Origin of the sequence: Phaeobacter sp. JH20_29 (assembly GCF_048056175.1) — a bacterium.
GTDB lineage: Bacteria > Pseudomonadota > Alphaproteobacteria > Rhodobacterales > Rhodobacteraceae > Phaeobacter > Phaeobacter bryozoorum.
This window is the reverse complement of the sequence record NZ_JAYMWO010000018.1, coordinates 115860-142668: the sequence shown is the minus strand read 5'-3', so window position 1 is coordinate 142668 and position 26809 is coordinate 115860. Positions and strand designations below refer to the sequence as shown.

At 62.7% G+C, this 26809-nt stretch carries 25 protein-coding genes; 21 read left to right on the top strand and 4 right to left on the bottom strand.

The window, feature by feature from the left end:
* The first annotated feature begins 126 nt into the window (after positions 1-126).
* The 5 genes from tldD (at position 127) to VWZ85_RS15580 (ending at position 7563) form a co-directional block, all read left to right on the top strand.
* On the top strand, positions 127-1548 hold the full coding sequence (gene tldD / locus VWZ85_RS15600) for a metalloprotease TldD (RefSeq protein WP_340544652.1): 1422 nt from the start codon (positions 127-129) through the stop codon (positions 1546-1548).
* Between the two features lie 285 nt (positions 1549-1833).
* Complete coding sequence (dprA, locus tag VWZ85_RS15595; protein ID WP_416588989.1) at positions 1834-3072, top strand: DNA-processing protein DprA; 1239 nt, start codon at positions 1834-1836, stop codon at positions 3070-3072.
* 113 nt (positions 3073-3185) lie between these two features.
* Positions 3186-5873: a type I DNA topoisomerase gene (topA, locus tag VWZ85_RS15590; RefSeq protein ID WP_416588988.1), complete on the top strand. Its 2688-nt coding sequence runs from the start codon at positions 3186-3188 to the stop codon at positions 5871-5873.
* Between the two features lie 328 nt (positions 5874-6201).
* Positions 6202-6921, top strand: a complete 720-nt coding sequence (locus VWZ85_RS15585; protein WP_340544649.1) for a CoA transferase subunit A — start codon at positions 6202-6204, stop codon at positions 6919-6921.
* Between the two features lie 12 nt (positions 6922-6933).
* Positions 6934-7563 (top strand): 3-oxoacid CoA-transferase subunit B, encoded by a 630-nt coding sequence (locus VWZ85_RS15580; protein ID WP_340544648.1) that lies wholly within the window; start codon positions 6934-6936, stop codon positions 7561-7563.
* Positions 7564-7634: 71 nt separating this feature from the next.
* Here the strand turns inward: VWZ85_RS15580 and VWZ85_RS15575 are convergent, their stop codons facing one another.
* Positions 7635-8063, bottom strand: a complete 429-nt coding sequence (locus VWZ85_RS15575; RefSeq protein WP_416588985.1) for a hypothetical protein — start codon at positions 8061-8063, stop codon at positions 7635-7637.
* 208 nt (positions 8064-8271) lie between these two features.
* A complete protein-coding gene (locus tag VWZ85_RS15570) occupies positions 8272-9201 on the bottom strand; it encodes a lytic transglycosylase domain-containing protein (protein ID WP_416588983.1) in 930 nt (309 codons plus the stop codon).
* 354 nt (positions 9202-9555) lie between these two features.
* On the opposite strand from VWZ85_RS15570, the gene VWZ85_RS15565 reads away from it, so the two are divergent.
* The 16 genes from VWZ85_RS15565 to VWZ85_RS15490 all read left to right on the top strand — a co-directional run bounded on the left by VWZ85_RS15565 (position 9556) and on the right by VWZ85_RS15490 (position 25431).
* Positions 9556-9741, top strand: coding sequence for a hypothetical protein (locus VWZ85_RS15565; RefSeq protein WP_040172035.1), 186 nt, complete (start codon positions 9556-9558; stop codon positions 9739-9741).
* A gap of 90 nt (positions 9742-9831) precedes the next feature.
* The gene (locus VWZ85_RS15560) at positions 9832-10008 is read left to right on the top strand and encodes a hypothetical protein (protein ID WP_340544635.1); all 177 of its coding nucleotides are present in this window, start codon (positions 9832-9834) and stop codon (positions 10006-10008) included.
* Between the two features lie 156 nt (positions 10009-10164).
* Entirely contained in the window at positions 10165-11025 is an 861-nt protein-coding gene (cpaB, locus tag VWZ85_RS15555) for a Flp pilus assembly protein CpaB (protein ID WP_340544634.1), read from the top strand.
* A gap of 227 nt (positions 11026-11252) precedes the next feature.
* Positions 11253-12659, top strand: coding sequence for a type II and III secretion system protein family protein (locus VWZ85_RS15550; protein ID WP_340544633.1), 1407 nt, complete (start codon positions 11253-11255; stop codon positions 12657-12659).
* A 19-nt stretch (positions 12660-12678) separates the two neighbouring features.
* Positions 12679-13305, top strand: coding sequence for an OmpA family protein (locus tag VWZ85_RS15545; RefSeq protein WP_340544632.1), 627 nt, complete (start codon positions 12679-12681; stop codon positions 13303-13305).
* Positions 13306-13509: 204 nt separating this feature from the next.
* On the top strand, positions 13510-14742 hold the full coding sequence (locus tag VWZ85_RS15540) for an AAA family ATPase (RefSeq protein WP_416542504.1): 1233 nt from the start codon (positions 13510-13512) through the stop codon (positions 14740-14742).
* A gap of 29 nt (positions 14743-14771) precedes the next feature.
* Positions 14772-16214 carry a CpaF family protein gene (locus VWZ85_RS15535; protein ID WP_340544630.1) on the top strand — a complete coding sequence of 481 codons (1443 nt, stop codon included), beginning with the start codon at positions 14772-14774 and terminating at the stop codon, positions 16212-16214.
* Positions 16214-17182 (top strand): type II secretion system F family protein, encoded by a 969-nt coding sequence (locus VWZ85_RS15530; RefSeq protein ID WP_340544629.1) that lies wholly within the window; start codon positions 16214-16216, stop codon positions 17180-17182. Before VWZ85_RS15535 ends, VWZ85_RS15530 begins: the two co-directional genes overlap by 1 nt.
* A gap of 10 nt (positions 17183-17192) precedes the next feature.
* On the top strand, positions 17193-18173 hold the full coding sequence (locus VWZ85_RS15525; RefSeq protein WP_416534694.1) for a type II secretion system F family protein: 981 nt from the start codon (positions 17193-17195) through the stop codon (positions 18171-18173).
* A 3-nt stretch (positions 18174-18176) separates the two neighbouring features.
* The gene (locus tag VWZ85_RS15520) at positions 18177-18779 is read left to right on the top strand and encodes a tetratricopeptide repeat protein (RefSeq protein WP_340544627.1); all 603 of its coding nucleotides are present in this window, start codon (positions 18177-18179) and stop codon (positions 18777-18779) included.
* 40 nt (positions 18780-18819) lie between these two features.
* Positions 18820-19668, top strand: a complete 849-nt coding sequence (locus VWZ85_RS15515) for a tetratricopeptide repeat protein (protein ID WP_340544625.1) — start codon at positions 18820-18822, stop codon at positions 19666-19668.
* A gap of 18 nt (positions 19669-19686) precedes the next feature.
* Complete coding sequence (locus VWZ85_RS15510; protein WP_416537316.1) at positions 19687-20193, top strand: A24 family peptidase; 507 nt, start codon at positions 19687-19689, stop codon at positions 20191-20193.
* A gap of 182 nt (positions 20194-20375) precedes the next feature.
* Positions 20376-21683 (top strand): ATPase, encoded by a 1308-nt coding sequence (locus tag VWZ85_RS15505; RefSeq protein WP_340544623.1) that lies wholly within the window; start codon positions 20376-20378, stop codon positions 21681-21683.
* Positions 21684-21758: 75 nt separating this feature from the next.
* On the top strand, positions 21759-24194 hold the full coding sequence (locus VWZ85_RS15500) for a ligase-associated DNA damage response DEXH box helicase (RefSeq protein WP_416588979.1): 2436 nt from the start codon (positions 21759-21761) through the stop codon (positions 24192-24194).
* A 53-nt stretch (positions 24195-24247) separates the two neighbouring features.
* Complete coding sequence (pdeM, locus tag VWZ85_RS15495) at positions 24248-24934, top strand: ligase-associated DNA damage response endonuclease PdeM (RefSeq protein ID WP_340544620.1); 687 nt, start codon at positions 24248-24250, stop codon at positions 24932-24934.
* Positions 24935-25020: 86 nt separating this feature from the next.
* Positions 25021-25431: a PaaI family thioesterase gene (locus VWZ85_RS15490; protein WP_340544618.1), complete on the top strand. Its 411-nt coding sequence runs from the start codon at positions 25021-25023 to the stop codon at positions 25429-25431.
* Between the two features lie 120 nt (positions 25432-25551).
* On the opposite strand, the gene folD is transcribed toward VWZ85_RS15490, so the two are convergent.
* Both folD and VWZ85_RS15480 read right to left on the bottom strand, forming a co-directional pair.
* Complete coding sequence (gene folD, locus VWZ85_RS15485) at positions 25552-26454, bottom strand: bifunctional methylenetetrahydrofolate dehydrogenase/methenyltetrahydrofolate cyclohydrolase FolD (RefSeq protein ID WP_416588977.1); 903 nt, start codon at positions 26452-26454, stop codon at positions 25552-25554.
* A gap of 38 nt (positions 26455-26492) precedes the next feature.
* Positions 26493-26798, bottom strand: coding sequence for a chorismate mutase (locus VWZ85_RS15480; protein WP_416588974.1), 306 nt, complete (start codon positions 26796-26798; stop codon positions 26493-26495).
* Between the last annotated feature and the right edge of the window lie 11 nt (positions 26799-26809).

Below are 26809 nucleotides of genomic sequence, written 5' to 3'. Positions count from 1 at the left end.
ACAAAACGCGCCGGACCCGTTGTCTTTGACGCTGCTAAAAATCATATTCCATCGTGCAGTTAAAGAGGAATGCTCGCGTCAAAGCGTCGCTTTCTTGATTTAGATCAAAAAAACCGAGGTCAAACCATGGATACCGCAGCCTTCCGCCCGTTTGAAACCACCCTGCCCGAGGACGAGGCCCTGGGCGTGCTGCGTCAGGCGCTCGCGGGGGCCGATGATGGCGAGATTTTCGTCGAACGGCGCAAGTCGGAGGCGCTGGTGTTCGACGATGGGCGGCTGCGCAACGCCAGCTATGACGCTGCCGAGGGGTTCGGACTGCGCGCCGTCAATGGCGAGGTGGCCGGTTATGCCCATTCCACCGATGTCTCGATCTCCGGTCTGAAGCGCGCGGCCGAGACCGCGCGGCTCGCCGTGGGCGATGGCGGCGGCACCATGGCCCCGCCGCCGGTGCGCACCAACACCAGACTTTATACTGAGGATGATCCGATTGGCGCTATGCCCTTTGCCGTAAAGGTAGAGACGCTGCGCGAGATCGACGCCTTTGCCCGCGATCAGGACTCGCGCGTGGTGCAGGTCTCTGCCGCGCTGGCGGCTTCGCTTCAGGAGGTGGAGATCCTGCGCGCCGATGGCACCCGGGTGCGGGACGTGCGCCCAATGACCCGGCTCAATGTCTCGGTGATCGTGGAACAGGACGGTCGACGCGAAAGCGGCTCTGCCGGTGGCGGTGGCCGCGTCGGGCTGGATGGTCTGGTCGCGCCCGCAGACTGGCAGGCCAAGGTCCGCGAGGCGCTGCGTATTGCCTGCGTGAACCTTGAGGCGGTGCCCGCCCCGGCCGGGGAAATGGATGTGGTGCTTGGCCCCGGCTGGCCCGGTATTCTCCTGCATGAGGCCATCGGCCATGGGCTGGAAGGCGATTTCAACCGCAAGGGCTCTTCGGCCTTCGCAGGTCTGATGGGCCAGCAGATCGCGGCAAAGGGCGTGACCGTGCTGGATGACGGCACCATCCCGGACCGACGCGGCTCCATCACCATTGATGACGAAGGCACCCCCAGCCAGAAAACCACCCTGATCGAGGACGGCAAGCTGGTCGGCTTTATGCAGGACAGACAGAACGCCCGGCTGATGGGGGTGGAGAGCACCGGCAACGGGCGCCGTCAGAGCTATGCCCATGCGCCGATGCCACGGATGACCAACACCTATATGCTGGGCGGCGATGCCAACCCGGACGATCTGGTGGCCTCCATCAAGGATGGCATCTGGGCAGTCGGCTTTGGCGGCGGTCAGGTGGACATCACCAATGGCAAATTCGTCTTCTCCTGCACCGAGGCCTACCGGGTGAAGGACGGCAAGGTCGGCGCACCGGTGAAGGGGGCAACCCTGATCGGCGATGGCGCCACGGCCCTGAACAAGATCCGCGCGCTTGGCAATGACATGGCGCTGGACCCCGGCATGGGCAATTGCGGCAAGCAGGGGCAATGGGTGCCGGTCGGCGTGGGGCAACCCACGGTCCTGATGGGCGGGCTGACCGTTGGCGGTTCCGCCACCTGACCTCATCCCCCCATACGCATCAGACCTAAGATCAGAATCGCCGCCGTGTCGCTAACCAACCGACTCGGCGGCATTTTTCGTTGATTTTACGATTTGCAGCGGTCTCACAGCGGCCCTGCAAGGCCCCCCGCAGCACGGTCAAACGCCCAAAGGTTGCGAAATTTTACTTGCAGTAGAACGTGTTAGAATTGAGTTTTTTAAAAATATTGCCTTTAATTCTCTATGTTCATCACCTGTTAACCACTCAAGAGCTAATCATAGTCTTGCAACAAGGCGGAGCGCAGGATGACCGAAGAAGCACATTCTTCCACTCACCCCCCACTCCCACCCACCACGGAAGATATTCGGATTTCCTGGCTCCGCCTGTTGCGCTCAAGACGTGTTGGCGCGGTGACGTTTCACCGTCTCCTCGCGAAATATGGGTCAGCGCAGAACGCGCTATCCGCGTTGCCTGAAATGGCACGCGCCGCTGGCATTAAAGGGTATGAAACATGCTCTGTCGATGCGGCACTCGCCGAAATCAAGGCCGCAGAAGCCGCCAATGCGCGGCTTTTGTGCTTTGGTGAGGCTGATTATCCCTCACATCTGGCCGCGCTGCGCGACGCCCCGCCCCTGCTCTGGGCTGTTGGCGATCCGGCCCTGCTGCACCAGCCCACCATCGCCATCGTCGGCGCCCGCAACGCCTCCTCCCTGGGGGTGCGCATGGCCCGCGCGCTGGCACGGGACCTGGGCGAAGCGGGCTATTGCATCATCTCCGGGCTGGCCCGCGGGATCGACACCGCCGCGCATATGGCGGCCCTGCGCACCGGCACCTGCGCTGTGATGGCAGGTGGTGTTGATGTCATCTACCCGACCGAAAACACCCGCCTCGCCGGGGATATTGCCGAACAGGGGCTGATGATCTCCGAACACCCGCCGGGCATGTCACCGAAAGCCCGGCATTTTCCGGCCCGCAACCGCATTATCGCAGGGGCGGCACAGGCCGTGGTGGTGGTCGAGGGGGCCGCCAAATCCGGCTCTTTGATCACCGCGCGCGATGCGCTGGATCTGGGCCGTGATGTGCTGGCCGTGCCCGGCCATCCGTTTGATGCCCGCGCGGCTGGCTGCAACATGCTGATCCGCGACGGCGCCCAGCTGGTGCGCAACGCGCAGGACGTGATCGAGGCGCTGCCGCCAATGGATCTGTCGCACCGTGTGGTGGCGGAACTGTCGGATCGCCCGGTGCCACCGCCAGAGGCTGCCGCCAGCGCCCGCCTCACCGAACTGCCGCCACCACCGAAGGAGCGGCGCAATCTGCGCGACACCGCAGTGCTGCACCAACAGATCCTCGACCGGCTCGGCCCCGCCCCGACGGCGGAGGATCAGCTGGTCCGCGATCTGGCGATCCCCTCGCGTGATTTGGCACCGGCGCTCACCGATCTGGAGCTGTCCGGCGCCGTGGCCCGCGCGGCGGGCGGAATGCTGGTTCGCAGTGATTTCGATGTGACGTCAGACAGCACGGCCATGCCCAAGCCCCAGCGCTGATTGACGCATCAGCCCCCGGTCATTCGATGCCGGATTGACAATCTCCCCTTGCACCCCACATGTTGCCCCGCCATAGAGCGCCCGCAGCCCGTCCCATAGAGGTTTTCGAATTTATGCCCGTTGTTGTTGTAGAATCCCCAGCTAAAGCCAAGACAATCAACAAGTATCTTGGCTCAGACTACACGGTTCTGGCCTCCTACGGACATGTGCGCGACCTGCCTGCAAAGAATGGATCGGTCGAACCGGACGATGATTTTGCGATGACCTGGGAGGTTGGCGCCGACAGCCGCAAACACATCAAGGCCATCGCCGACGCGCTGAAAGACGACAACGCCCTGATCCTCGCGACCGACCCCGATCGCGAAGGCGAGGCGATCAGCTGGCACCTGCAGGAAGCGCTGACCAAGCGCCGCTCGATCAAGAAGGACACCGCCGTCAGCCGCGTCACCTTCAATGCGATCACCAAGGAAGCGGTCGCCGAGGCGATGAAGAACCCCCGTCAGGTGGATATGCCGCTGGTCGAGGCCTATCTGGCGCGGCGCGCGCTGGACTATCTTGTTGGCTTCAACCTGTCGCCGGTGCTGTGGCGCAAGCTGCCCGGTGCCCGCTCTGCCGGGCGCGTGCAGTCGGTCTGCCTGCGCCTGATCGTTGAGCGCGAGCTGGAAATCGAAGCCTTCAACCCGCAGGAATACTGGTCGGTAAAGGCGAGCCTAGCAACGCCGCGCGGCCAGGAATTCGAAGCCCGTTTGACGGTTCTGGGCGGCGACAAGCTGGACAAATACAGCCTGGCCAATTCCACCGCCGCCGAACTCGCCGTTCAGGCAGTTGCCAGCCGCGACATGGTGGTGCAGTCGGTCGAGGCTAAACCCGCCTCCCGCAACCCCTCCGCGCCTTTCATGACCTCGACCCTGCAACAGGAAGCCAGCCGCAAATTCGGCATGGGCGCCAAGCAGTGCATGAATGCAGCACAGCGTCTCTATGAGGCAGGCTACATTACATATATGCGAACCGACGGCATCGACATGGCGCCCGAGGCCGTGCAGGAGGCCCGCGCCGAAATCGCCAAACGCTACGGCGCCGAATATGTGCCGTCATCGCCACGCATCTACAAGAACAAGGCCAAGAACGCGCAGGAAGCGCATGAATGTATCCGCCCCACCGAGATGGGCCGCGATGCCAAGAGCCTGAAGGTCTCCGAAGATGATCAGCGCAAGCTTTATGACCTGATCTGGAAGCGGACCCTCGCCTGCCAGATGGAAGGCGCACGTCTCGAACGGACCACGGTTGATATCGGCTCCAAGGACGCGCAGGTGGTGCTGCGTGCCACCGGTCAGGTGATGCTGTTTGACGGGTTCCTGCGGGTCTATGAAGAGGGCCGCGACGATGTCGTGGACGAAGACGACAAGCGCCTGCCCCAGATCATGCAGGGAGAGGCGCTGAAGTTCGCGCCCACGCTGGGGCCACAGGCGGAAAAGGCCGATACCGGTGCCGCCATCCTCTCCGACAGCAAATCCGTGCTGGGCCTGCAACACCACACCCAGCCACCGCCGCGCTTCACCGAGGCGACATTGGTCAAACGCATGGAAGAGCTGGGGATCGGGCGCCCCTCCACCTATGCGTCTGTCATCACCACGATTCAGGACCGCGAATATGTCCGCAAGGACAAGAACCGCCTGTTCCCCGAAGACAAGGGCCGGATTGTCACCATCTTCCTGCTGAATTTCTTCCGCACCTATGTCGGCTATGAATTCACCGCCAATCTGGAAGGCGAGCTGGATGACGTCAGCGCCGGCCAGCGCGATTACAAGGATATTCTGGGCAAATTCTGGCGCGATTTCTCGGCAGCCATTGCCGAAACCTCAGATCTGCGCATCACCGAGGTGCTGGATGTGCTGGACGCAGCACTTGCGCCGCAGCTTTATCCCCCGCGTGAGGATGGCGGCGATCCGCGTATCTGCCCCAAATGCGGCGCAGGCCAGCTGCACCTCAAGACCTCGCGCACCGGCGGCTTTGTCGGCTGCGGCAATTATCCCGAATGCAACTACACCCGCCCGATCTCCGGCGAGGGTGCCGAAGGCTATGAGCGGATCCTGGGCGAAGACGACGGTGATGAGATCCACCTGAAATCCGGCCGCTTCGGGCCTTATGTGCAGCGCGGCGAGGCGACGCCTGAGAACAAGAAGCCGCCGCGTTCGTCGCTGCCCAAACAGGGGCGCGACTTCCTGCCGGGCTGGGGCCCGAATGAGATCGGGCTGGAACAGGCGGTGACCCTGCTGACCCTGCCCCGCGAGGTTGGTCAACATCCCGAAGGCGGCGTGATTCAGGCCAATCTGGGCCGCTTTGGCCCCTATATCGCGCATCAGAAACCGGATGAGGACAAGCCGGTCTATGTCAATCTCAAGGAGACACTCGATGTGTTTGAGATCGGCATGAACCGCGCGGTTGAAATGCTGGCGGAAAAGCGCGCCAACCCCGGTCGCGGCCGTCGCGCCGCAGCCAAGGCGCTGAAGGAGCTTGGCGAGCACCCGGAAAGCGGCGGCGCCATCAGCATCATGGACGGGCGCTACGGGCCATATATCAAATGGGAGAAGGTCAATGCGACCCTCCCGAAGGATGTCGAGCCCAAGGATGTGACGGTCGAGATGGCGCTGCAGCTGATCAGCGAGAAGGCCGGCAAATCCGGTGCCAAGAAAAAGGCTCCGGCCAAGAAAGCGGCGGCAAAGAAGACCCCCGCGAAGAAAACCACGACCAAAAAGACCACCAAGAAGAAAGCCGCCGAAGCCAGCAGCGACGAAGGCTGATCCTTTCCGCCGGTGCCGGGATCCTGTGGCAGCCGCCCGACCATTGTTGCGGCGGCCATCAGCGCCCCCGGTCGGCCCGGTCTGGTGCCGAGGCCCGATCGCAGCTGCTCCCGCCCGGTCAGCCCCGTCTGACGACGGACCTCGACCCGTTGGGCATAGCGCCGCTGGCGCGGCGCCCGGGGGCATGCAGCCGCAGGCGTCGGCAGCGCCGGGCGGCCCGTGGCGCGGGCCGCTCCGTAGAAATACCTGTCTTTCTCCGTATCGTTGACTCTGCCTGCGGCGGAGGTCAGAACTTTGCCAACCTGGCTGATGATCAAGGGAGATGGATATGAAGAAGGTTTATTCCAACGCTGCCGAAGCGCTGGACGGTGTTCTGCACGATGGCATGTTCATCGCCGCAGGCGGGTTCGGGCTCTGCGGTATTCCGGAACTGCTGTTGCAGGCGATCAAGGATGCGGGCACCAAGGATCTGACCTTTGCCTCCAACAACGCCGGCGTCGATGATTTCGGCATTGGCATCCTGTTGCAGACCCGACAGGTGAAAAAGATGATCTCCTCCTACGTGGGGGAAAACGCCGAATTCATGCGCCAGTATCTCAGCGGCGAGCTGGAGCTGGAGTTCAACCCGCAAGGCACGCTGGCCGAACGTATGCGCGCCGGCGGCGCGGGCATCCCCGGTTTCTTCACCAAGACCGGCGTCGGCACCGTGATTGCCGAGGGCAAGCTGGAAAAGCAGTTCCCCACCGGCCCCGATGGCGCGATGGAGGATTACATCATGGAGGAAGGCATCTTTGCCGACCTCGCCATCGTCAAGGCCTGGAAAGCGGACGAGACCGGCAATCTGGTGTTCCGCAAGACCGCGCGCAACTTCAACGCGCCCGCCGCCACCTGCGGCAAGATCTGCGTGGCCGAGGTTGAGGAAATCGTCCCCACCGGCAGCCTTGACCCGGATTCGATCCACCTGCCCGGCATCTATGTGCACCGCATCATTCAGGGCGATCACGAGAAACGCATCGAACAGCGCACCACGCGCCCGGCAGCAAAGTAAGGAGACCGCGACATGGCATGGGACCGCAATCAAATGGCCGCCCGCGCGGCACAGGAGCTGCAGGACGGCTGGTATGTGAACCTCGGCATCGGCATTCCGACGCTGGTCAGCAACCACATCCCCGAAGGCGTCAACGTGACGCTGCAATCGGAAAACGGCATGTTGGGTATGGGCCCCTTCCCGGTTGAGGGCGAGGAGGACGCCGACCTGATCAACGCCGGCAAGCAGACCATCACCGAACTGCCGCAGACCGCCTATTTCGACTCGGCACAGAGCTTTGCGATGATCCGTGGCGGCAAAATCGCCATGGCGATCCTTGGTGCGATGGAAGTGGCCGAAAACGGCGATCTGGCGAACTGGATGATCCCCGGCAAGCTGGTGAAGGGCATGGGCGGCGCGATGGATCTGGTCGCAGGGGTCGGCCGTGTGGTGGTGGTGATGGACCACACCAACAAACATGGCGACAGCAAGGTTCTGAAAGCATGTACCCTGCCGCTGACCGGCAAGGGCGTGGTCGACCGCATCATCACCAATCTCGGCGTGCTGGATGTGGTCGAGGGCGGCCTGAAGATCGTCGAGACCGCCGAGGGCGTCAGCGAGGAAGAGCTGCGCGCCGCCACCGAGGCGACCATCGTCAACTGATCGCTGCAAAGCTGGTTCCAAAGCATATAGAATGAGACGGCCCGCCAGTTCCGCTGGCGGGCCGTCTGGTTTCAGACGCCGGCTGGCGCTTCTGTGGTGCCCGCCTCCGGGCGTTCGCGCGGCCGCAGCGACGACCACAGCGGCAGCTCCACAGGGTTCAGCAGCTCATACATATGAACTCGCGTGTCATGCCAGTTGACGCTCATCTCGCGGCCATCTTCAAACACCATGACACAATAGGCCTCCCCCTGCGGATCGCAGCTGTCCCGCCCCAGCAGGGTGACGATGACCGGATCGACCAGATGACGTTTGAACAGGACCTGCGCCTTGACGGTCTTGCCCGACAGATGCAGCGCCCCGGCAAGTAGCGCCACTGCCACCAGAATATGCCCAAAGCCGGACAGATGTCCGAGCGGATTGACCTGCGCCAACCCCGGACCAAAGGCGACAAAGACCAGCCGCCCGAAAAAACCGACAAATGCGATGGTGCCGAACATCATGATATTACCCGTCACAACATGCGAGCCCGCGGCCAAAGCCGTCGGATCAATCCCTAAATCCAATGCCTATCTCCGAAATAACTCAAGGTAGAATACGGGCGCGATAAATCAGCCAATTCGGGCAGAAAAATGATCCCATCGGCAGAGCGCGAATATTTTTCGATAAATTGATCCTGACCTGCGCAGAGTTTGGCGGGATCGGATCCGGCTAGTTCATCCGGCGAAAGACACAGCCATCGGTGATCAGCTCCGGCGGCGTCATGCAAAGCCCCCGCGCCACCTGAAAGGCCGCCAGCACCTTGGGCACGTAATCGCGCGTCTCGGCATAGGGCGGCACCCCGGCATGGCTGCGCACAGCGCCCTCGCCCGCGTTATATCCCGCCAGAACCAGAATCGGATCGCGGTTGAATTCGCCCATCAGCCAGTTCAGGTATTTCACTCCGCCCGCGATATTCTCTGCGCTGTCCAGCGCGTCGCCAACGCCGAAACGTGCGGCGGTGTCCGGCATCAGCTGCATCAGCCCCTGCGCGCCGACGCGGCTGACCGCGTCGGACCGGCCTGCCGATTCCACCGCGATCACCGCCAGGACCAGCGCGGGCGACACATCCGTGCCGACACTGGCCGTCAGGATCTGCACTCCCCGCGCGCTGGCAATGTCCTGCATCAACTGCAACCGGGGGGCGGCAACCGGGGTGTCGCCATCCAGCGCCCGCAGCGCCTTGGCCAGCCGCCCCGGCCCGCTGTCCTCCAGCTTGTCTGAGATGTCCTGCCAGAAACCGGTGTAGCGCCCGCTGTCCGCAGCAGCAGCCGGAACCGCGCCGCCACTGGCAGGCGCCGCAACCGGTGCGGCAGGCGGATCAATCTGGATGGTAATCCGCTGCTTGGTTCCCGGTTTCGGCGGGCGCACGCGTTTGGCCTCAAATTCAGGAAAGGGCGCCGGGGTCACCTTACCCGGCTCCTGCGACCGGGCGGGCGTCGCGCTGCCAGCCCAGAGCACCGCCAGAATCACCAGCGTCGCCACATTGCCACAGATGACTGCGCTGCCCGCGACTGGCAGGCCCGACAACTGGCTCATGCCCTTCCGCTGAGCCGCAATAAGACGGACCAGACGGCGGCGAATGGACTGAAGAAGACTCATGGGGCTGCTCTGCCTCTCCTTTTTCGCAGATGAGACTCGCCGAAGCCCCGGCAAAAATCCAGTTTCGCGCCTCAGATTCTGGCAGATTTGCCATATTTACCAAGATCTGCCGCCTCGAAGCCACGGGTATTGACATGAGGTAAAATTAATAAGCGTTAAAATTCAATGCCTTACCCGAATACTCGGCAAAAAGTTAAAGTAGGGCAAATGAGTCCGCGTTTCAGCCCAAATCCTGCCACGCTCCGCTGGCTATATAGCTTCACACCAAGTCGAACAGAGCCGAGCAGGAGAGAGCAGGCTCACAACGGACGACAAGGTCGAAACACACTTTTAGATCCTTTGGAGGGACGCACCATGATCAAATTCATCAAAAACTTCCGTAAAGACGACTCTGGCGCCGTGACCGTTGACTGGGTTGTTCTGACCGCCGCTGTGGCCGCTCTGGCGGGTGTTGTTTACACCTCGATCGAAGACGGCGCGTCGAACCTGACCTCGGCAACCGGCTCCTACCTGGGCACCAAAGGTCCGTCCGACTCCTAAGTCGCTTATGACCTGACGAGTTCGAGGGCCGCGCCTTTTGCCTAAGGCGCGGCCCTTTGCCCAAGGAACCTTCGGCTTACGAGGTCCATTATGAACAGGTTCAAGCATTTCATTGCCAAAGACGACGGCGCAGTCACCGTTGACTGGGTGGTTCTGACCGCTGCGATTGTCGGATTGGTCGTTCTGATCGCCGCCTCCATGGAGGATGGCGCATTGGGGCTGGCCGATCTGCTGGCCGCCTATATGACCAACTGGTCGTTCAGCTGATCCGGTAGTGGCCGAGGCAACTCGGCAGCCAGACAGAGATTTAAGGTGCGCCAGGCGCGCAACAGGACAGAACGTCCGCCTTAGGCAACGGTTTGACCGACCCAGGCGCCGGTATTGCGTCTGCAATGCCGGCCGCAACTGATGAGAGGTACCACCATGCGTGCAGTATTCGGACTTGTCCTCATTGTCGGAGTCGCCCTCGCCGGGGGGGCTGTGATGATGGCCAAGAACTATATCAGCGCTTACCAGAACGAACTCGCCCGTGAGCGCGCCTCGCGGGGGGAAAACATCCCATTGGTCGATATCTTTGTCGCCAATGACCAGCTGAAATACGGCGAGCGACTGACCAAGGAACATATCCGCTCCGTTCGCTGGCCCGAAAACGCGATTCCCGAAGGCGCCTTCCTGACCATGGATGCGCTGTTCCCGCCGCAATACCCCGATGATCATCGCGTGGTGCTGCGCCGCATGGAAAAGGACGAGGCGATTCTGGCCGTCAAAGTCACCAAACCCGGTGAGGACGCAGGCATCACCTCGCGCCTGTCCAAGGGGATGCGCGCCTTTGCCATCCGCGTCGATGTCTCCTCCGGCGTGTCCGGCTTCCTGCGTCCCGGTGACCGTGTCGATGTCTACTGGACCGGATCGCTCAATGATCAGGCCGGTGGCCGCAATGGTGAATTCACCCGTCTGATCCAGACCAATATCGAACTGATTGCCGTGGATCAGACTGCAGGTGGCGATCTGGATGGTGCCGTGATTGCCCGCACTGTCACAGCCGCTGTCCGCCCCGAGCAGGTTGCGGCCCTCGCCCAGGCCCAGTCCACCGGCCGTCTGTCGCTCTCCCTTGTGGGGGCTGGTGACGACACGGTTGCATCGGTGATCGAGGTTGATCAGCGCAGCCTGCTGGGGCTCAGCGCCATCGAAGCGCCGCAGCAGGCCGAGCAGGAAAAAGTCTGCACCATCCGCACCCGTCGCGGCGCCGAGGTGGTAGAGATCCCGATTCCCTGCACCAACTGATCAGCACCGCGCCTTTCCTGCAAAGGTTTCAGATAGATAACAGATCGAACGTCGCCCCCTCCGGGGCGGCGTTTTTATGTGATTGTTGCTGTCACCCCACAGGTCAGCCACGGTCGCTGCATCCCGGAAGCCTTTGATTCTTGCAAAAATTCGCCGATACGCGCAGAGTGTCCCAAACAATGGGCAATAAGACCCTGTATTGAGGCGTGATCGGAAAGGCAGGTCACATGGCTTTTAGACGGTATGTAGCGGCGGCCCTCACCGGGCTCGCGCTGGTGTGTTTCCCGGTTGCGGATGCGGCCTGGGGCAATGGCCTGCGCGTGGTCAAAAAGGGCACGGCGGCCAATCTTGAGGTGCCGATGAACCGGGCGGTCGTGGTCGAAAGCGATGTGCCCTTCTCCGAGCTCAGCATCGCCAATCCCAGCATCGCCGATATCTCCTCGCTTTCGGATCGCACAATCTACGTGCTGGGCAAGGCGCCGGGTCTAACCACGCTGACCCTGCTCGATGCCTCCGGTCGTCTGATCACCAATGTCGACGTCCGCGTTGCCGCGGATGTCAGCGAATTCAAGGAACGGCTGCGGCAGATCCTGCCCGGCGAGCGGATCGAGGTCCGTACCGCCAATGACGGTATTGTCCTGTCCGGCGTTGTCTCCAGCTCGTCGCGATTGCAGCGGGCGCTTGATCTGGCCGAACGCTACGCCCCGGAACGGGTCAGCAACCTGATGTCGGTGGGCGGTGTCCAGCAGGTCATGCTGAAGGTCCGTTTTGCCGAGATGCAGCGCACCGTCTCGAAGTCGCTCAGCGCCTCGCTTGGCGTGAAGGGCGGCAACAGCGTCGGCGTCAACGGCGGCACCAGCACACTCAACACCCAAGGCGCGCTGACCAACAGCCTGTCCGGCAATATCCCTGCGGGCAACGACAACACCGGTGCCTTTGTCTTTGGCTTCAACGCCGGGGCCTTTCAGGTGAACCTGCTGCTGGAGGCGCTGGAACAGAAAGGTGTCGTGCGCACCCTGGCTGAGCCGAACCTGTCGGCCCTGTCCGGGCAGGAAGCCAAATTCCTCGCCGGGGGGGAATACCCCATTCCCGTCGCACAGGAAGACGGCATTATTACGATTGAATTCAAACCCTTCGGGATCGAGCTGAACTTCGTTCCGCGGGTGGTGGACGCCGATGTCATCAACCTTGAAATGAAGGCCGCCGTCTCCGCTATTGATCCCACCAACTCGATTGAGCTGAACGGGCTGAATATCGCCGCCTTCTCGCGGCGCGAAACCTCCACCACGGTGGAGCTGCGCGACGGCGAGAGCTTTGCGATTGCCGGCCTGATCCGTGATGAGTTCCGCGACAACTCTTCGCAGCTGCCATGGATTGGCGACGTGCCGGTCCTCGGCTCGCTGTTCCGCAGTGCCAACTACCAGCGCGCGCAGACTGAACTGGTGATCATTGTCAGCGCCCATCTGGTTACGCCGACACGGGGCGAGGCGCTGAGCCTGCCCACCGATCGGATCCGCCCACCCAGCGAAAGCGAGCTGTTCCTGATGGGTCGCGTAGCCAAGGGACAAAAAGGCCCCGCCAGCGAGGTCGCCAAGCAGGACTTCAACGGCTCTTACGGCTATGTGATGGATTGAGCAGAGGAACATGGGGCAGATGATCAGATATGCAGCACTCCTTGGCCTGTCCCTGACAGTGGCCGCCTGCGGATATGAAGCGGGCGAACCGCTGGACCGCTCGGTCTTTGGCAATGCGACCAATTCCAACGCCGCCGTGATGGCCGGAGAGCGCGACTTTGCGATCCAGCTCGCCACCAGGTTTGCCGAGGAAGTGCCAAATACGATCACCTTTGCCTTTGACAGCGCGCAGCTGGATGGCAACGCCCGCGCCGTGCTGGATCAGCAGGCCCATTGGATCAGACAGTTCCCGGAGGTGCGATTCCGTGTCTTCGGCCATACCGACGCCGTCGGCTCTGCCAGCTACAACAAGGCCCTGGGCCTGCGCCGCGCCCGTGCCGCCGTCGCCTATCTCGTCTCGCGGGGCATCAGCCGCAGTCGCTTGGAGGCAGTCGTGTCCTTTGGCGAAACGCAGCCTCTGATCCCCACCTCCGACCGCGAACGCCGCAACCGTCGCACCGTGACTGAGGTCAGCGGTTTCCTGAAGCGCCATCCCACTGTTCTGGATGGAAAATATGCGCAGATCATCTACCGCGAATATGTCGAAAGCGCGGTGCCACGCACGTCTCTGACCAGCGAACGGTCGATCAGGACCACCCTGGAATAAGCGCAGGACGACAGGGTTGACCGCGGTTAACCCTGTTCAGGCTTCATTAGGAATTCCCCACAAATGGGCCGCCTTGGCCCCAATCTCGCCCAGATCTTCACCGACATTGTTCTCAAGAGGTAATGTGCGTCCAAATGCCGGACGTGCGTGCTAGCGTGCTCTGGCCAACATGGTGCGACACGCCCCGAGAGAAGGATTACGGTGATGAGCAGCGGTATGCCGCAGACAGAAGCGAACGCGATTGTTGCCTGCACGATCAGCCGCGACGTGCAGAACTTTGACCTGCTGATCGAAGACATGGAAGCCACCATGGGCGAAGCCTGGGGCGATCTCGGCTTTACCGAGGCGCTGGCCTTCTTCAACCAGAGCGAAGCCGAGGCGCTGGAATTTGTGGCGCTGGCGCTGGACAGCGCCGACGAAGACAATCTGCAATTGATGGGCACCATCATCACCGAGGCAAAGTCCCGCAATATCAAGGTGATCCTGATTGCCGAGGACGTGACCCCCGCCGCACTCCACAGCCTGCTGCGCCAGGGGGCTGATGAATTCATCCCCTACCCGCTGCCCGAGGGGGAGCTGCAGGCCGCCATCGAACGGCTGCGCCTGGCCGAGGCCGAACGCACCGCCCAACCGCAGCACGCGCTGAAAACCGGCAGCCAGCGCGACGGCGCGGTCATCGTCTGCCACGGTCTGGCCGGCGGCAGCGGTTCAACCACGCTGGCGGTGAACCTCGCCTGGGAGCTGGCGCAGCTTTCCACATCGGAGACCCCGCGCGTCTGCCTTCTGGATTTTGACCTGCAATACGGGTCCGTCGCAACCTATCTCGACCTGCCGCGCCGCGAGGTGGTGATGGAGATGCTGAGCGATACCGAGAATCTCGACGAAGACATCTTTGGCCAGGCGCTGGTCACCTATGAGGACAAACTACAGGTGCTGACGGCGCCGGTGGATATGATCCCGCTGGAATTCATCACCCCCGAAGATATCGAGCGGGTGGTAACGCTGGCGCGCAGCCATTTTGATTTTGTCGTCATCGACATGCCCCGCACGCTGGTGCAATGGTCTGAAACCGTTCTCAATATGGCGCATGTCTACTTCTCCATGGTCGAGCTGGACATGCGGTCGGCGCAGAATGCGCTGCGCCTGAAACGCGCTCTGCAATCGGAGGAGCTGCCGTTTGAAAAGCTGCGCTTCGCATTGAACCGCGCACCGAAGTTCACCGACCTCAGCGGCAAGAGCCGCGTCAAGCGTATGGCGGAATCCTTGGGCATTTCCATCGACCTGCAGCTGCCCGACGGCGGCAAACAGGTTGCGCAGGCCTGCGACCACGGCACCCCGCTGGCCAGCTCGGCCGCCAAGAACCCGCTACGCAAGGAAGTTCTGAAACTGGCCCAATCGCTGCATGACCTCGGTCAAAGCGACGCTGCGGCGGCCTGAACCCAGATTTAACCAGGGGCGTTCCTTTCATGTTCTCGAAGTATAAAAAACAATCCGCCACCCCCCGCGCTGCGGCGCAGCCGGCGCCCGTGGCCACGCCCGCCCCGCAAAAAGCCGCCCCGGCCGTCTCCATGCGCCGACCAATGGTCGGCACTCCCGCCGAGGCCGCCCCGGCGGACAAGGAACGCAAGCGCAAGGAGCGGATGGGTGAGATCAAGATCCAGCTCCACCGCGAGCTGCTGGACAACCTGAACCTCGCAGCACTGGAACGCGCCAGCGAGGCGGAACTGCGCGCCGAGATTTCCTCCATCGCCACCGAAATCCTTGAGGAAAAAGGCATCGTTCTCAACCGTGAGGACCGCCAGACCCTGACCAAGGAGCTCTATGACGAGGTCACCGGCCTTGGCCCGCTGGAAACCCTGCTTCAGGACGATACGGTCAACGATATCCTTGTAAACGGCCCGCATCAGGTTTTTGTCGAACGCGACGGCAAGCTGCAGATGTCGGATGTCACATTCAAGGATGAAAAGCACCTGATGCGGATCATCGACAAGATCGTCTCCGCCGTGGGTCGCCGTGTCGATGAAAGCAACCCTTACGTGGACGCCCGTCTTGCCGACGGCTCGCGCTTTAACGCCATGGTGCCGCCCGTCGCGGTCGATGGCTCGCTGGTGTCGATCCGTAAATTCAAAAAGGACAAGCTGGGCATTGACGATCTGGTCGGCTTCGGCGCCTTCACCGAAGAGATGGCCGCCTATCTTCAGGCCGCTGTCTCCACGCGCCTGAATGTCATCGTTTCCGGCGGGACCGGCTCTGGTAAGACCACCACGCTCAATGCGCTGTCGTCCTTCATCGACAATGCCGAACGTATCCTGACCATCGAGGATACGGCGGAACTTCAGCTGCAACAGACCCATGTGGGCCGGATGGAAAGCCGCCCGCCCAACGTCGAGGGTCGCGGCGAGGTTTCCCCCCGCGACTGTCTCAAGAACGCCCTGCGGATGCGCCCGGACCGGATCATCGTGGGCGAGACCCGCGGCGAGGAGGTCATCGACATGTTGCAGGCGATGAACACCGGCCACGACGGGTCCATGACCACGATCCACGCCAACTCCGCCCGCGACGGCATCTCGCGCCTGGAAAACATGATCGCCATGGCCGGCATCGAAATGCCGATCAAGGCGGTACGCAGCCAGATCGCATCGGCGGTCAACATCATCGTGCAGGCCTCGCGCCTTCAGGATGGGTCGCGCCGCATGACCTCGATCACCGAAATCACCGGCATGGAGGGCGATGTGATCTCGATGCAGGAAATCTTCCGCTTCCAGCGCGTCGGTCTGACACCCGACAACAAGATCATCGGCCATTTCACCGCCACCGGCGTGCGCAGCCACTACTCCGAGCGCTTCCGCCTCTGGGGCTATGACCTGCCCGCGTCGATCTATGAACCCACCGTGATGGAGGCCCGCTGATGCAACTGAGTGCAGAACCGATCATCTACGGCCTGATCTTCATCGGCGTCTTGGTGCTGGTCGAAGGTCTCTACCTGGTGACATTCGGAAAATCCATCAGCCTCAACAGCCGCGTGAACCGCCGTCTGGAAATGATGGACAAGGGCGGCAACCGCGAACAGGTGCTGGAACAGCTGCGCAAGGAAATGCGCCAGCATATGAGCGCCAAGTCGATCCCGCTCTATTCGCTGCTGGCTGAACGCGCTCAGAAGGCGGCCATCGCCTTCTCACCGCGCCAGCTGATCATGATCATGGGCGGCGTCGCGGCCATCGCCTTTGTCGGTCTCAGCGTCGGCACCAGCGCCGAACTGCCGCTGCGCTTGCTGGCCTCGGTGATCATCGGCGTCGGCGCCGTGTTCTTCTGGGTCAACAAAAAAGCCGCCAAACGCATGGCGATGATCGAAGAACAGCTGCCCGATGCGGTCGAACTGATGGTGCGCTCCCTGCGCGTCGGCCATCCGTTTTCCTCTGCCGTGCAGATCGTCGCCAATGAGGTCGAAGACCCGCTGGCCACGGAATTTGGCGTGATCGCCGACGAAAGCGCCTATGGCCGCGATGTCGGCGAGGCGCTGAAGGAAATGGCCGAACGTCTGGACATGCAGGACATGCGCTTCCTTGCCGTGGCCGTCACCATCCAGCAGCAATCCGGTGGTAACCTCGCCGAGGTGCTGGCCGGTCTGGCCAAGGTGATCCGCGCCCGCTTCCGCCTGTTCCGCCGCGTGAAGGCCATCACCGCCGAGGCGCAGTGGTCCGGCAAATTCCTCTCCGGCTTTCCGCTGTTCTGTCTTGGCGGCATCCTGGCTAAGGATCCGGGCTATTACGACAGCGTGATCGACCATCCCTGGTTCATTCCCGCCTGCTTTGTTGTGGGCGCCATGCTGACCGTCAACCTCTTCGTCATGCGGATGCTGACGAACATCAAGGTGTGAGGCAATAATCATGACATCCCTGAGCGATATCAACGACCTGCTGACCTCCCATCTTGGCCCCTTCGGCCCGCTTCTGGTGGTCGGGATGATCGGCCTCTTCATGATCCTGCTGGCGATTCCGCTGCTGCTGAACCAGCCCGAGGATCCGCTGAAGAAGCTGCAAAAAAGCATGTCGGCCAGCACCCAGACCAAACCGAAAAAGGAACGTCTGCGGCAGGCCGATCGCAACGAGCAGCTGCAGAAATTCGCCTCCTTTCTGGAGCCGCAGGACGCCGCCGAACTCTCCAAGATGGAGCTGAAGCTGCGTCAGGCCGGCTACCAGTCCAAGGACTCGGTCCGCTTTTTCCACTTTGCACAGTTTGCCCTTGGCCTCATCGGTCTCGCCGCGGGTCTGTTCTATGTCTACGTGCTGAATGCGGACATGGAATATGACAGCCAGCAGATGGTGATCCGCATCATCGGCCCCGGTGCCGCCGCCTATATGCTGCCGAAATACTGGATCACCCGCCGCATCGAGGAGCGCAAACAGGAGATCACCTCGGGCTTTCCTGACGCGCTGGACATGATGCTGGTCTGCGTCGAGGCAGGTCAGTCGCTGGATCAGGCGATTGTGCGCGTGGCCAAGGAGCTGCATGCCTCCTACCCGGCGCTGGCCGAGGAATTCGAGGTGGTCGCCCAGGAGATGAAGGCCGGCAAGGACAAGGATAAGGTCATGCGCGACATGGGCACCCGCTGCGGCGTGCAGGATGTGTCCTCCTTTGTGACCGTGATGATCCAATCCGCCACCTTCGGCACCTCGATTGCCGAGGCACTGCGGGTCTATGCCAGCGAAATGCGGGACAAGCGCGTCATGCGCGCCGAAGAGGCCGCAAACAAGTTGCCAACCAAAATGACCCTTGCCACAATGACCCTGACGGTGCCGCCGCTGCTGATCATTCTGGTCGGACCCTCGGCACAGGGCATCGCCAATCTGGGCAATATGAGCAAATAACACATGATGACATTGGGTTGGGCCATCCCCTCCCGTCTCTATCGACTGATCCCCGCCACCCTCGCGCTTGCGTTGGTGGCGGCTTGCATGTCGCCGGGCGGAAAACCGGATCCAAAGGATCCCCTTGGCGCGCCCGCCCTGCCCGGCGTTGATCCCCGTGGCACCGCCGAAAGCGGGCTTATTGTCGGGCACCGTCTGATGGCCGCCGCCGAGTATGAGCTGGCGCTGGATGCCTTTACCCGCGCCGCATTGGAAGAGGGTCTCAGCGCCGAGGTGCTCTCTGGCCTCGGGACCGCGAATCTGGGGCTGGGCCGTCTAGGTCAGGCCGAAACCCAGCTGCGCCGCGCGGTCGCAAAGGATCCCGACTGGCCTGCGGCGATGAACAATCTCGGCGTGGTGCTGATGGAGCGGCAGAAATACCCGGAGGCCGAACAGACCCTGCGCCGCGCCTTCGCCCTCGATAATGGCGAAAGTGACGCAATCCGTGAAAATTTCCGCCTTGCCCTCGCAAAACTTGATCAGAACACGCATAGTGATCCGCAACAAAAAGGCTATGCACTGGTGCAACGCGGAGGGGGCAGCTACCTGATTCGCACGTCCCAGTGACGCAAGGCCTAGAGGCAGAGCAGCACAGAGGACGCAAAAAATGCGCCAGCAGATTTTCGTATCCGCATGTCTGGTCGGTGGGCTTGTCCTGTCGGCCTGCGCCAAGGACGACACCGAAGCCGTGGACCGCGCCTTTCAGGAGGTGAATGTGGTCGACGAGAGCAATCTCAACGATGTGATGCTGACGGTTGCCGATCCGAACGAAGCCGTCACCTATTTTCAGCGCACCGTCAAATCCGCACCCGACCGGATCGACCTCAACCGCGGGCTGGCGATCTCGCTGATCCGCGCCAAGCGCAACACCGAAGCGGTCGCCGCCTGGAAAAAAGTCGTCTCGCTGCCCGAGGCCACCGATGAGGACCGTATCGAACTGGCCGACGCGCTGATCCGCACCAGCAACTGGGACGAGGCCAAGGCCACCCTCGACAAGGTGCCGCCCACCCATGAGACCTACAAACGCTACCGGCTGGAGGCGATGGTCGCCGACTCGGAACAGGACTGGAAACGCTCCGACAGCTTTTACCAGACCGCCGTCGGCCTCACGACACAGCCCGCCCGCGTGATGAACAACTGGGGCTATTCGAAACTGACCCGTGGCGATTACGCCGAGGCCGAGCGCCTGTTCGGCGATGCCATCCGCCAGGATCAGTCGCTGTTCACCGCCAAGAACAATCTGGTGCTGGCCCGTGGCGCGCAGCGCAACTACACGCTGCCGGTGATCCCGATGGATCAGGTCGAACGCGCCCAGCTGCTGCACACGCTGGCGCTATCGGCTGTAAAACAGGGCGACGTGCAGACCGGCGAAAGCCTGCTGCGGCAGGCGATCTCGACCCATCCGCAGCATTTCGACGCGGCGGCGCGCGCACTTGCTGCGCTGGAAAACGGCTAAGACCGGAGCCCCCACCCCATGCTGATCTCGGCCCATGTCGCCCTGTGGTTCCTGCCCTTTGTGGTGCCGCTCTGCTGTGTGGTCGCGCTGAATGACCTGCGCCATATGCGGATCCCGAACTGGACCGTGGATCTTCTGGCCGTGATCTTTGTCCTTGTCGGCCCCTTCCTGATGAGCTGGACGGATTATGGCTGGCAGCTGCTGCATCTGCCCATCGGCATCGGCCTTGGCTTCCTGTGCTACAGCGCGGGCATGGTCGGCGCAGGGGACGCCAAATTCGCCGGTGCCGCAGCCCCCTTTGTGGTGTTTGGCGATCTCTCGGTGGTGGTGATGATCTTCTCCGCCATGCTGCTGGCCGGGTTCCTCACCCATCGCATCGCGAAATACACCCCCCTGCGCCGTCTTGCCCCGCATTGGAAGAGCTGGGAGGTCGGCAGCAAGTTTCCAATGGGCCTCTGCCTTGGCGGCACGCTGGTCGCCTATCTGCTGCTCGGCAGCCAGCTGGGTCAGAGCGCCCCGGTCTGAGGCATCCCGGTCCAGATCGCCCCCGACTGACAATTTCCTAAAATGCCCCGCATGTGGTCGGCCCCTTCGCGGAAATGCACCAGCTTTGCCCCGCTTGTGCCACAGTGCTGAATAAACTCTTGTCTGAACAGTCGGGCGCCACCGGGCGCAACATTGAACAATCGAGACAGGCAGGCCGCAGCATGAACATGCAGACATCCGCCGTAGTGGCACCCCCTACCCCGCGCGGGCTGGAGCAGATGCAGCTCCCGATGGTGATGATGCGGGATATCCTGCTCAAGACCATTTTCCGCAAGACCTGCGAAAACGTCAGCGAAATCGCCGCTGCCATCTGCCTGCCGATCCCGGTGACGCAGGAACTGGTCGATATCGCCCGCGAACAAAAGCTGCTGGAGGCAACCGGTACGCTCAACGCCAACAGCGGCAATGAAATGGGCTATCAGCTGACCGAGGCGGGCAAAGCCCGCGCGCTGGATGCGCTCAGCCAGTCCGAGTATTACGGCGCCATGCCGGTGCCGCTGCACATCTACCGCGAACAGGTCAAACGCCAGTCAATCCGCAATATTCTGGTCACCCGCCAGCAACTGCTCGGTGCGATGGGCCATCTGGTCCTGCCCGACAGCCTGCTAGACCACCTCGGCCCCGCTGTCAGCGCCGGCCGCTCGATCCTGATGTATGGCCCGCCCGGCAACGGGAAATCCTCCATCTCCAACGGCATCCGCGACGCGCTGGGGGATCACGTCTACGTGCCGCGCGCGATTGAATATGCCGGTCAGGTGATCACGGTCTATGATCCCATCGTGCACACTGCCGTGCCGCTGCCCGAGGACGACCCCAACAGCCTGCGCCGCGCCCGCCGCTTTGACAGCCGCTATGTCTGCTGCGAACGGCCCACGGTGGTGACCGGGGGCGAGCTGTCCCTGTCGATGCTGGATCTGGTCTACAACCCAACCGCGCGCACCTATCAGGCGCCGCTGCAGCTGAAATCCACCGGCGGCATCTTTATCGTCGATGACCTCGGCCGCCAGGCGGAATCACCGCAGGCGCTGGTCAACCGCTGGATCGTGCCGCTAGAAGAGGGCCGCGATATCCTTTCGCTGCAATCGGGCGAGAAATTCGAGGTGCCCTTTGACACGCTGGTGATCTTCTCCACCAACTTCCACCCCAATGAGATCTTCGATCAGGCGGCGCTGCGGCGGATCTTTTTCAAGATCAAGATCGACGGGCCAAATCAGGAAAACTTCCTCAAGATCTTTGCCATGGTCGCCCAGAAGAAAGGCGTGCCCTTGGACGAGGCGGCGCTGGTGCATCTTCTGAAACGCAAATATCCGACCATCGACAATATCTACGCCAACTATCAGCCGGTGTTCCTGATCGACCAGATGAAGGCGATCTGCGATTTCGAAGGCATCCCCTATCAGATGTCTCCCGACCTCATCGACCGCGCCTGGGCCAATATGTTCGTCAAAGACGAACACATCGTCAAATGAGCCACCCCAAAGTTTTTTGATAAACTTTGGCCAGAACGTTTAGAAAAGTTCTGCCACCGCGCCTAGATAAGTCGGATGAGCAGTCTTCCCGATGTCATCACCGCCTGGTTCCACGACCGTGACTGGACCATTCACCCGCACCAGCAGGAGATGCTGGCGCGCGCGGATGATCCGGCAACGCTGCTGATCGCCCCGACCGGCGGCGGCAAGACGATGGCGGGTTTCCTGCCCACTCTTGCCGATCTTGCTACCGGCGAACACCGCGGGCTGCACACACTCTACGTCTCGCCGCTGAAGGCGCTGGCGGCGGATATCAAACGCAACCTGCGCACCCCGGTCGAGGAGATGGGCCTGCCCATCCGCATTGATGACCGCACCGGTGACACGCCCGCCTCCCGCAAGCGCAGCCAGCGCGCCGACCCGCCGCATATCCTGCTCACCACACCTGAAAGCCTCGCGCTGCTCACCTCCTATGAGGACGCGCCGCGGATGTTTGCGGGACTGAAACGGGTGGTACTGGACGAGATCCACGCCCTCGCCGAGAGCAAGCGCGGCGACCAGCTGATGCTCGCCCTGACCCGGCTTCAGGCGATCTGTCCGGACATGCGCCGCGTCGGCCTTTCGGCCACCGTCGATGATCCCGCCGCCATCGCGCAGTATCTGGCCCGCCACCCGGATCCCTGCGATATCGTTCTGGCCGACCCCGGCCCCGCCGCCGATATCCAGATGCTGCACACGGATGCAGCCCCGCCCTGGTCCGGGGGCGGCGCTGCCCATGCCATCCCCGCCGTGCTTGAGCAGATCAAGGCGCATAACACCACGCTGATCTTCCACAACACCCGCGCCCAGGCAGAGATCTTCTTTCACAACCTCTGGCTTGCCAATGATGACGCGCTACCGATCGGCATTCACCATGGCTCACTCGACCGGGTGCAGCGGGACCGGGTCGAGGCAGCGATGGTGCGCGGAGAGCTGCGCGCAGTGGTCTGTACCGGCTCGCTTGATCTGGGCATCGACTGGGGGGACGTCGATCTGGTGATCCAGATCGGCGCGCCGAAGAACGTGAAACGGCTGGTCCAGCGCATCGGCCGCGCCAACCACCGCTACAATGCACCCTCCAAGGCGCTTCTGGTGCCGGCCAACCGGTTTGAGGTGGTGGAATGCCGTGCCGCCCTTGAGGCGGTGGAGGCAGGCACGCTTGATGGCAGCCCGCGCACACCCGGCCCCCGCGACGTGCTCTGTCAGCACATCCTGATCCGCGCCTGCGCCGGTCCCTTCGCCGCCGATGACCTTTTTGCCGAGGTCACGGGAGCCGGCGCCTATGCCAGCCTCAGCCGGGCTGAGTTCGACGCCTGCCTCGATTTCTGTGCCACCGGCGGTTACGCCCTCCGGGTCTATGACCAGTGGCAACGGCTGCTGCAACGTCCCGACGGGATGTGGCAGCTGCGCGACCCCCGCGCCGCCCGCCGCATCCGCATGAACATTGGCACCATTCAGGACGCCGACCTCCTGAAGGTCCGACTCAAACGCAGCCGCGGCGGCAAACCGCTTGGCGAGGTCGAAGAGAGCTTTGCCGCCACCCTCACCCCGGGCGACACCTTCCTCATCGGCGGCCAGATCGTGCGGTATGAATCGCTGCGCGAAATGACGGTCGAGGTCAGCCGCAATGCCAGCCGGAAACCGAAGGTCGCGGTCTTCTCCGGCACCAAATTTGCCACCTCGACCCAGCTCAGCACCCGCATCCTCGATATCCTGCAACGCGACAGCTGGCCCGATCTGCCACCGCACACCGCCGACTGGCTGGCGCTACAGCGCGAGGTCTCACAGATGCCCCGCCGGGGCCAGCTGCTGCTCGAAAGCTTTCCCTTCCGGGGCCGCGAACACCTCTGCATCTACGGGTTTGCCGGGCGCAATGCGATGCAGACCCTCGGTCTGTTGCTGACCAAACGGATGGAAGAGCTGTCGCTCGATCCGCTTGGCTTTGTCGCCACCGATTATGCCACGCTGATCTGGGGACTCAGCCCGGTTGACGACCCCGCCCCGCTGTTCGATCCTGCCGAGCTGCGCGCGGGTCTGGACGGCTGGCTCGCGGGCAATGCGGTGATGAAACGCAGCTTCCGCGCGGTGGCCACCATCGCGGGGCTGATCGAACGCAACACCCCCGGCCAGCGCAAGAACGGACGACAGGCGACATTCTCCTCCGACATCCTCTACGACACGCTCCGTAAATATGATCCCGATCACCTGCTCTTGGACATCACCCGGCAGGAGGCGCTTGGCGGGCTGGTGGATTTCGGCCGCATCGAGGAACTGCTCAGCCGCATCAAGGGAAACATCACCCTCAACAGGCTGCAGCAGATCTCACCGCTGGCCGCGCCGCTGCTGCTGGAGGCAGGCAAGGTCCCGGTGAAAGGTGCCGCCCAGGAAAAGCTGCTGCAACGCGAAACCGAAGAGCTGATGCGCAGCGCCGGGCTGGCAGAGCTGGCTCCGCCCGGCGCTGCGTCACCCTGACGGCTGAATCTGCCGTCTTGCACCCTCCCGCAAAACCGGCGATCAGGGCAGCCATGACCGGCTATGATCTCTCCCTCGCAGGCCAGCGCCTCACCGCGCTTGGTGCTGGTGCGCTCTGGTGGCAGGCGCAGGGGCTGCTCTGTGTTTCCGACCTGCATCTGGGCAAATCCGAACGCCAGCTCCGGCGCGGCGGCCCGGCCCTGCCCCCCTATGAAACCCGCGATACCCTTCAGCGTCTTGCCGCGGTGCTTGACCAGACCCGTCCTGAAACGGTCATCTGCCTCGGCGACAGCTTCGACGATGACGCGGCGGCAGCCGCCTTGTCAGATGCCGACCAAACCCGTCTCGACCAGCTGATCGCGGCTCATCGCTGGATCTGGATCACCGGCAATCACGACCCTGCCCCCAGCGGGCTGGCGGGCGACGCCTGTGACAGCCTGACCCTCGGCCCGCTGCTGTTTCGTCACATCGCCGACCCCACCTTCAAGAGCCACACCGGCGCTGAGACCCCGGGCGAAGCTGCCGCCGAGATATCCGGCCACTACCACCCAAAGGCGCGTCTGCGCGGCAGCGCCCGGCCTGCGTTCCTGGCCGATCACCAGCGCCTGATCCTGCCCGCCTTTGGCACCTATACCGGCGGTCTCTGCACCACCAACCCGGCGCTCTCGGATCTCATGGCGCCGCGGGCCCTCGCGATCCTCACCGGCCCGCGTCCGCTGCCCTGCCCGATGCCGCGCTGACCCGCCGCGGCGGATCTGCGCGCAGCGTCACCTCCCCATCGCAGCACGCGCGGTCTATGCTGGCTGCACATGCGAAAGGGACAGCCATGATCGAACAGCGCATCCGCGACAGCTTTGCCAGACAGAGCATGATGCAGACATTGGGTGCCGAGGTTGCCAGCGTCGGCACCGGCACCGTCACCATCTCCGCGCCCATCCTGCCGGGCAGCCGCCAGCAGCACGGCGTCGCCCATGCGGCGCTCAGCTTTGCCATCGGAGACAGTGCCGCAGGCTATGCCGCTCTGACCCTGATGCCCGAGGACAGCGAGGTGATGACCGCCGAGATGAAGATCAACCTTCTCGCACCGGGTGCAGGCGATATGCTGCGCGCCACGGGCCAGGTCATCAAACCCGGCCGCCGTCTGATCATTGTCACCGCCGAGGTCCACGCCATCACCGGAGAGGAGGAAAAACTGATCGCCCTGTTGCAGGGCACCATGGTGCCGGTCGCGGCCTGATCCGCGCGCCCTGATCCGCGGGTTTTTCCCACCTGTCACTTTTCCAAAAAATACTCCCGCCGGAGGCATCCGACGGGAGCAGCAGATCTCAGCCATCCGCAGATAGCAGGTCGGTTCTGATCAGGCGGTCAGCCCTTCCGGCTCCGCCAGACCATTGGCGCGGCAGCAGGCGGTCACGGTATTGGCCAGCAGGCAGGCGATGGTCATCGGGCCGACGCCACCGGGCACCGGGGTGATTGCGCCCGCGCGCGCGGCCGCACTCTCAAAATGCACATCGCCCACCAGACGGGTCTTGCCCTCGCCTTTTTCCGGTGCGTCGATCCGGTTGATGCCCACGTCGATGACGGTGGCGCCTTCCTTGATCCAGTCGCCAGGCACCATTTCAGGACGGCCCACAGCAGCGACAACAATATCGGCGCGGCGGACAACATCCGGCAGATCCTTGGTGCGACTATGTGCGATGGTCACGGTGCAGCTGTCGCCCAGCAACAGCTGCGCCATCGGCTTGCCAACGATATTGGAGCGGCCAATGACAACAGCGTCCATGCCCGACAGCGAGCCATGATAGTCGCGCAGCATCATCAGACAGCCAAGCGGCGTGCAGGGCACCATGCTTTTCTGACCAGTGCCCAGCAGGCCCACGTTGGAAATGTGGAACCCGTCCACGTCCTTTTCCGGCGCGATGGAGTTGATGATCAGGTCTTCGTTCAAATGACCCGGCAGCGGCAGCTGCACGAGGATGCCATGCACCGAGGGATCCTTGTTCAGCTGATCGACCACCGCCAGCAGGTCCTCTTCGGAGGTGTCGGCCTCCAGCTTGTGCTCAAAGGAGTTCATGCCCGCTTCAACGGTCTGCTTGCCCTTGGAGCGCACATAGACCTGGCTTGCCGGATCTTCACCCACCAGAACCACCGCCAGACCGGGGGTGATGTCATGCTCTTCCTTCAACCGGGCCACGTGGCCTGCCACCTTCTCGCGTACGGTGGCGGCAAAGGCCTTGCCGTCGATGATATTCGCTACCATTGCTTCTGTCCTCTTGCTGCGCGCCGCTCCGGGCCGCGTTACTCCTCGCGAATGATCTGTGCCTCGCGGGCAATCGACCATTCCACAAGCTGGCGCCACAGGCGCTCGACCAGATCGGGATCAAGCCCTGCCGTGCTGGCCGTCATCCGGGCATTCCCGACCACTTCTTCGACACGGGCCGGTATGCGCGCGGGCCAGTTATTGGCCGCCTTCAGCTCGATCGCACGGTCGATATAGCCCGCCCGCTCGGCGAACAGGGCAATCAGCTCCCGGTCCAGCCTGTCGATCTGCTGCCGCAGCGCCGGCATGTCGGCACAGTCCTGCGGCGGGTGTCGTTCGCTCATCTTTAAACTCC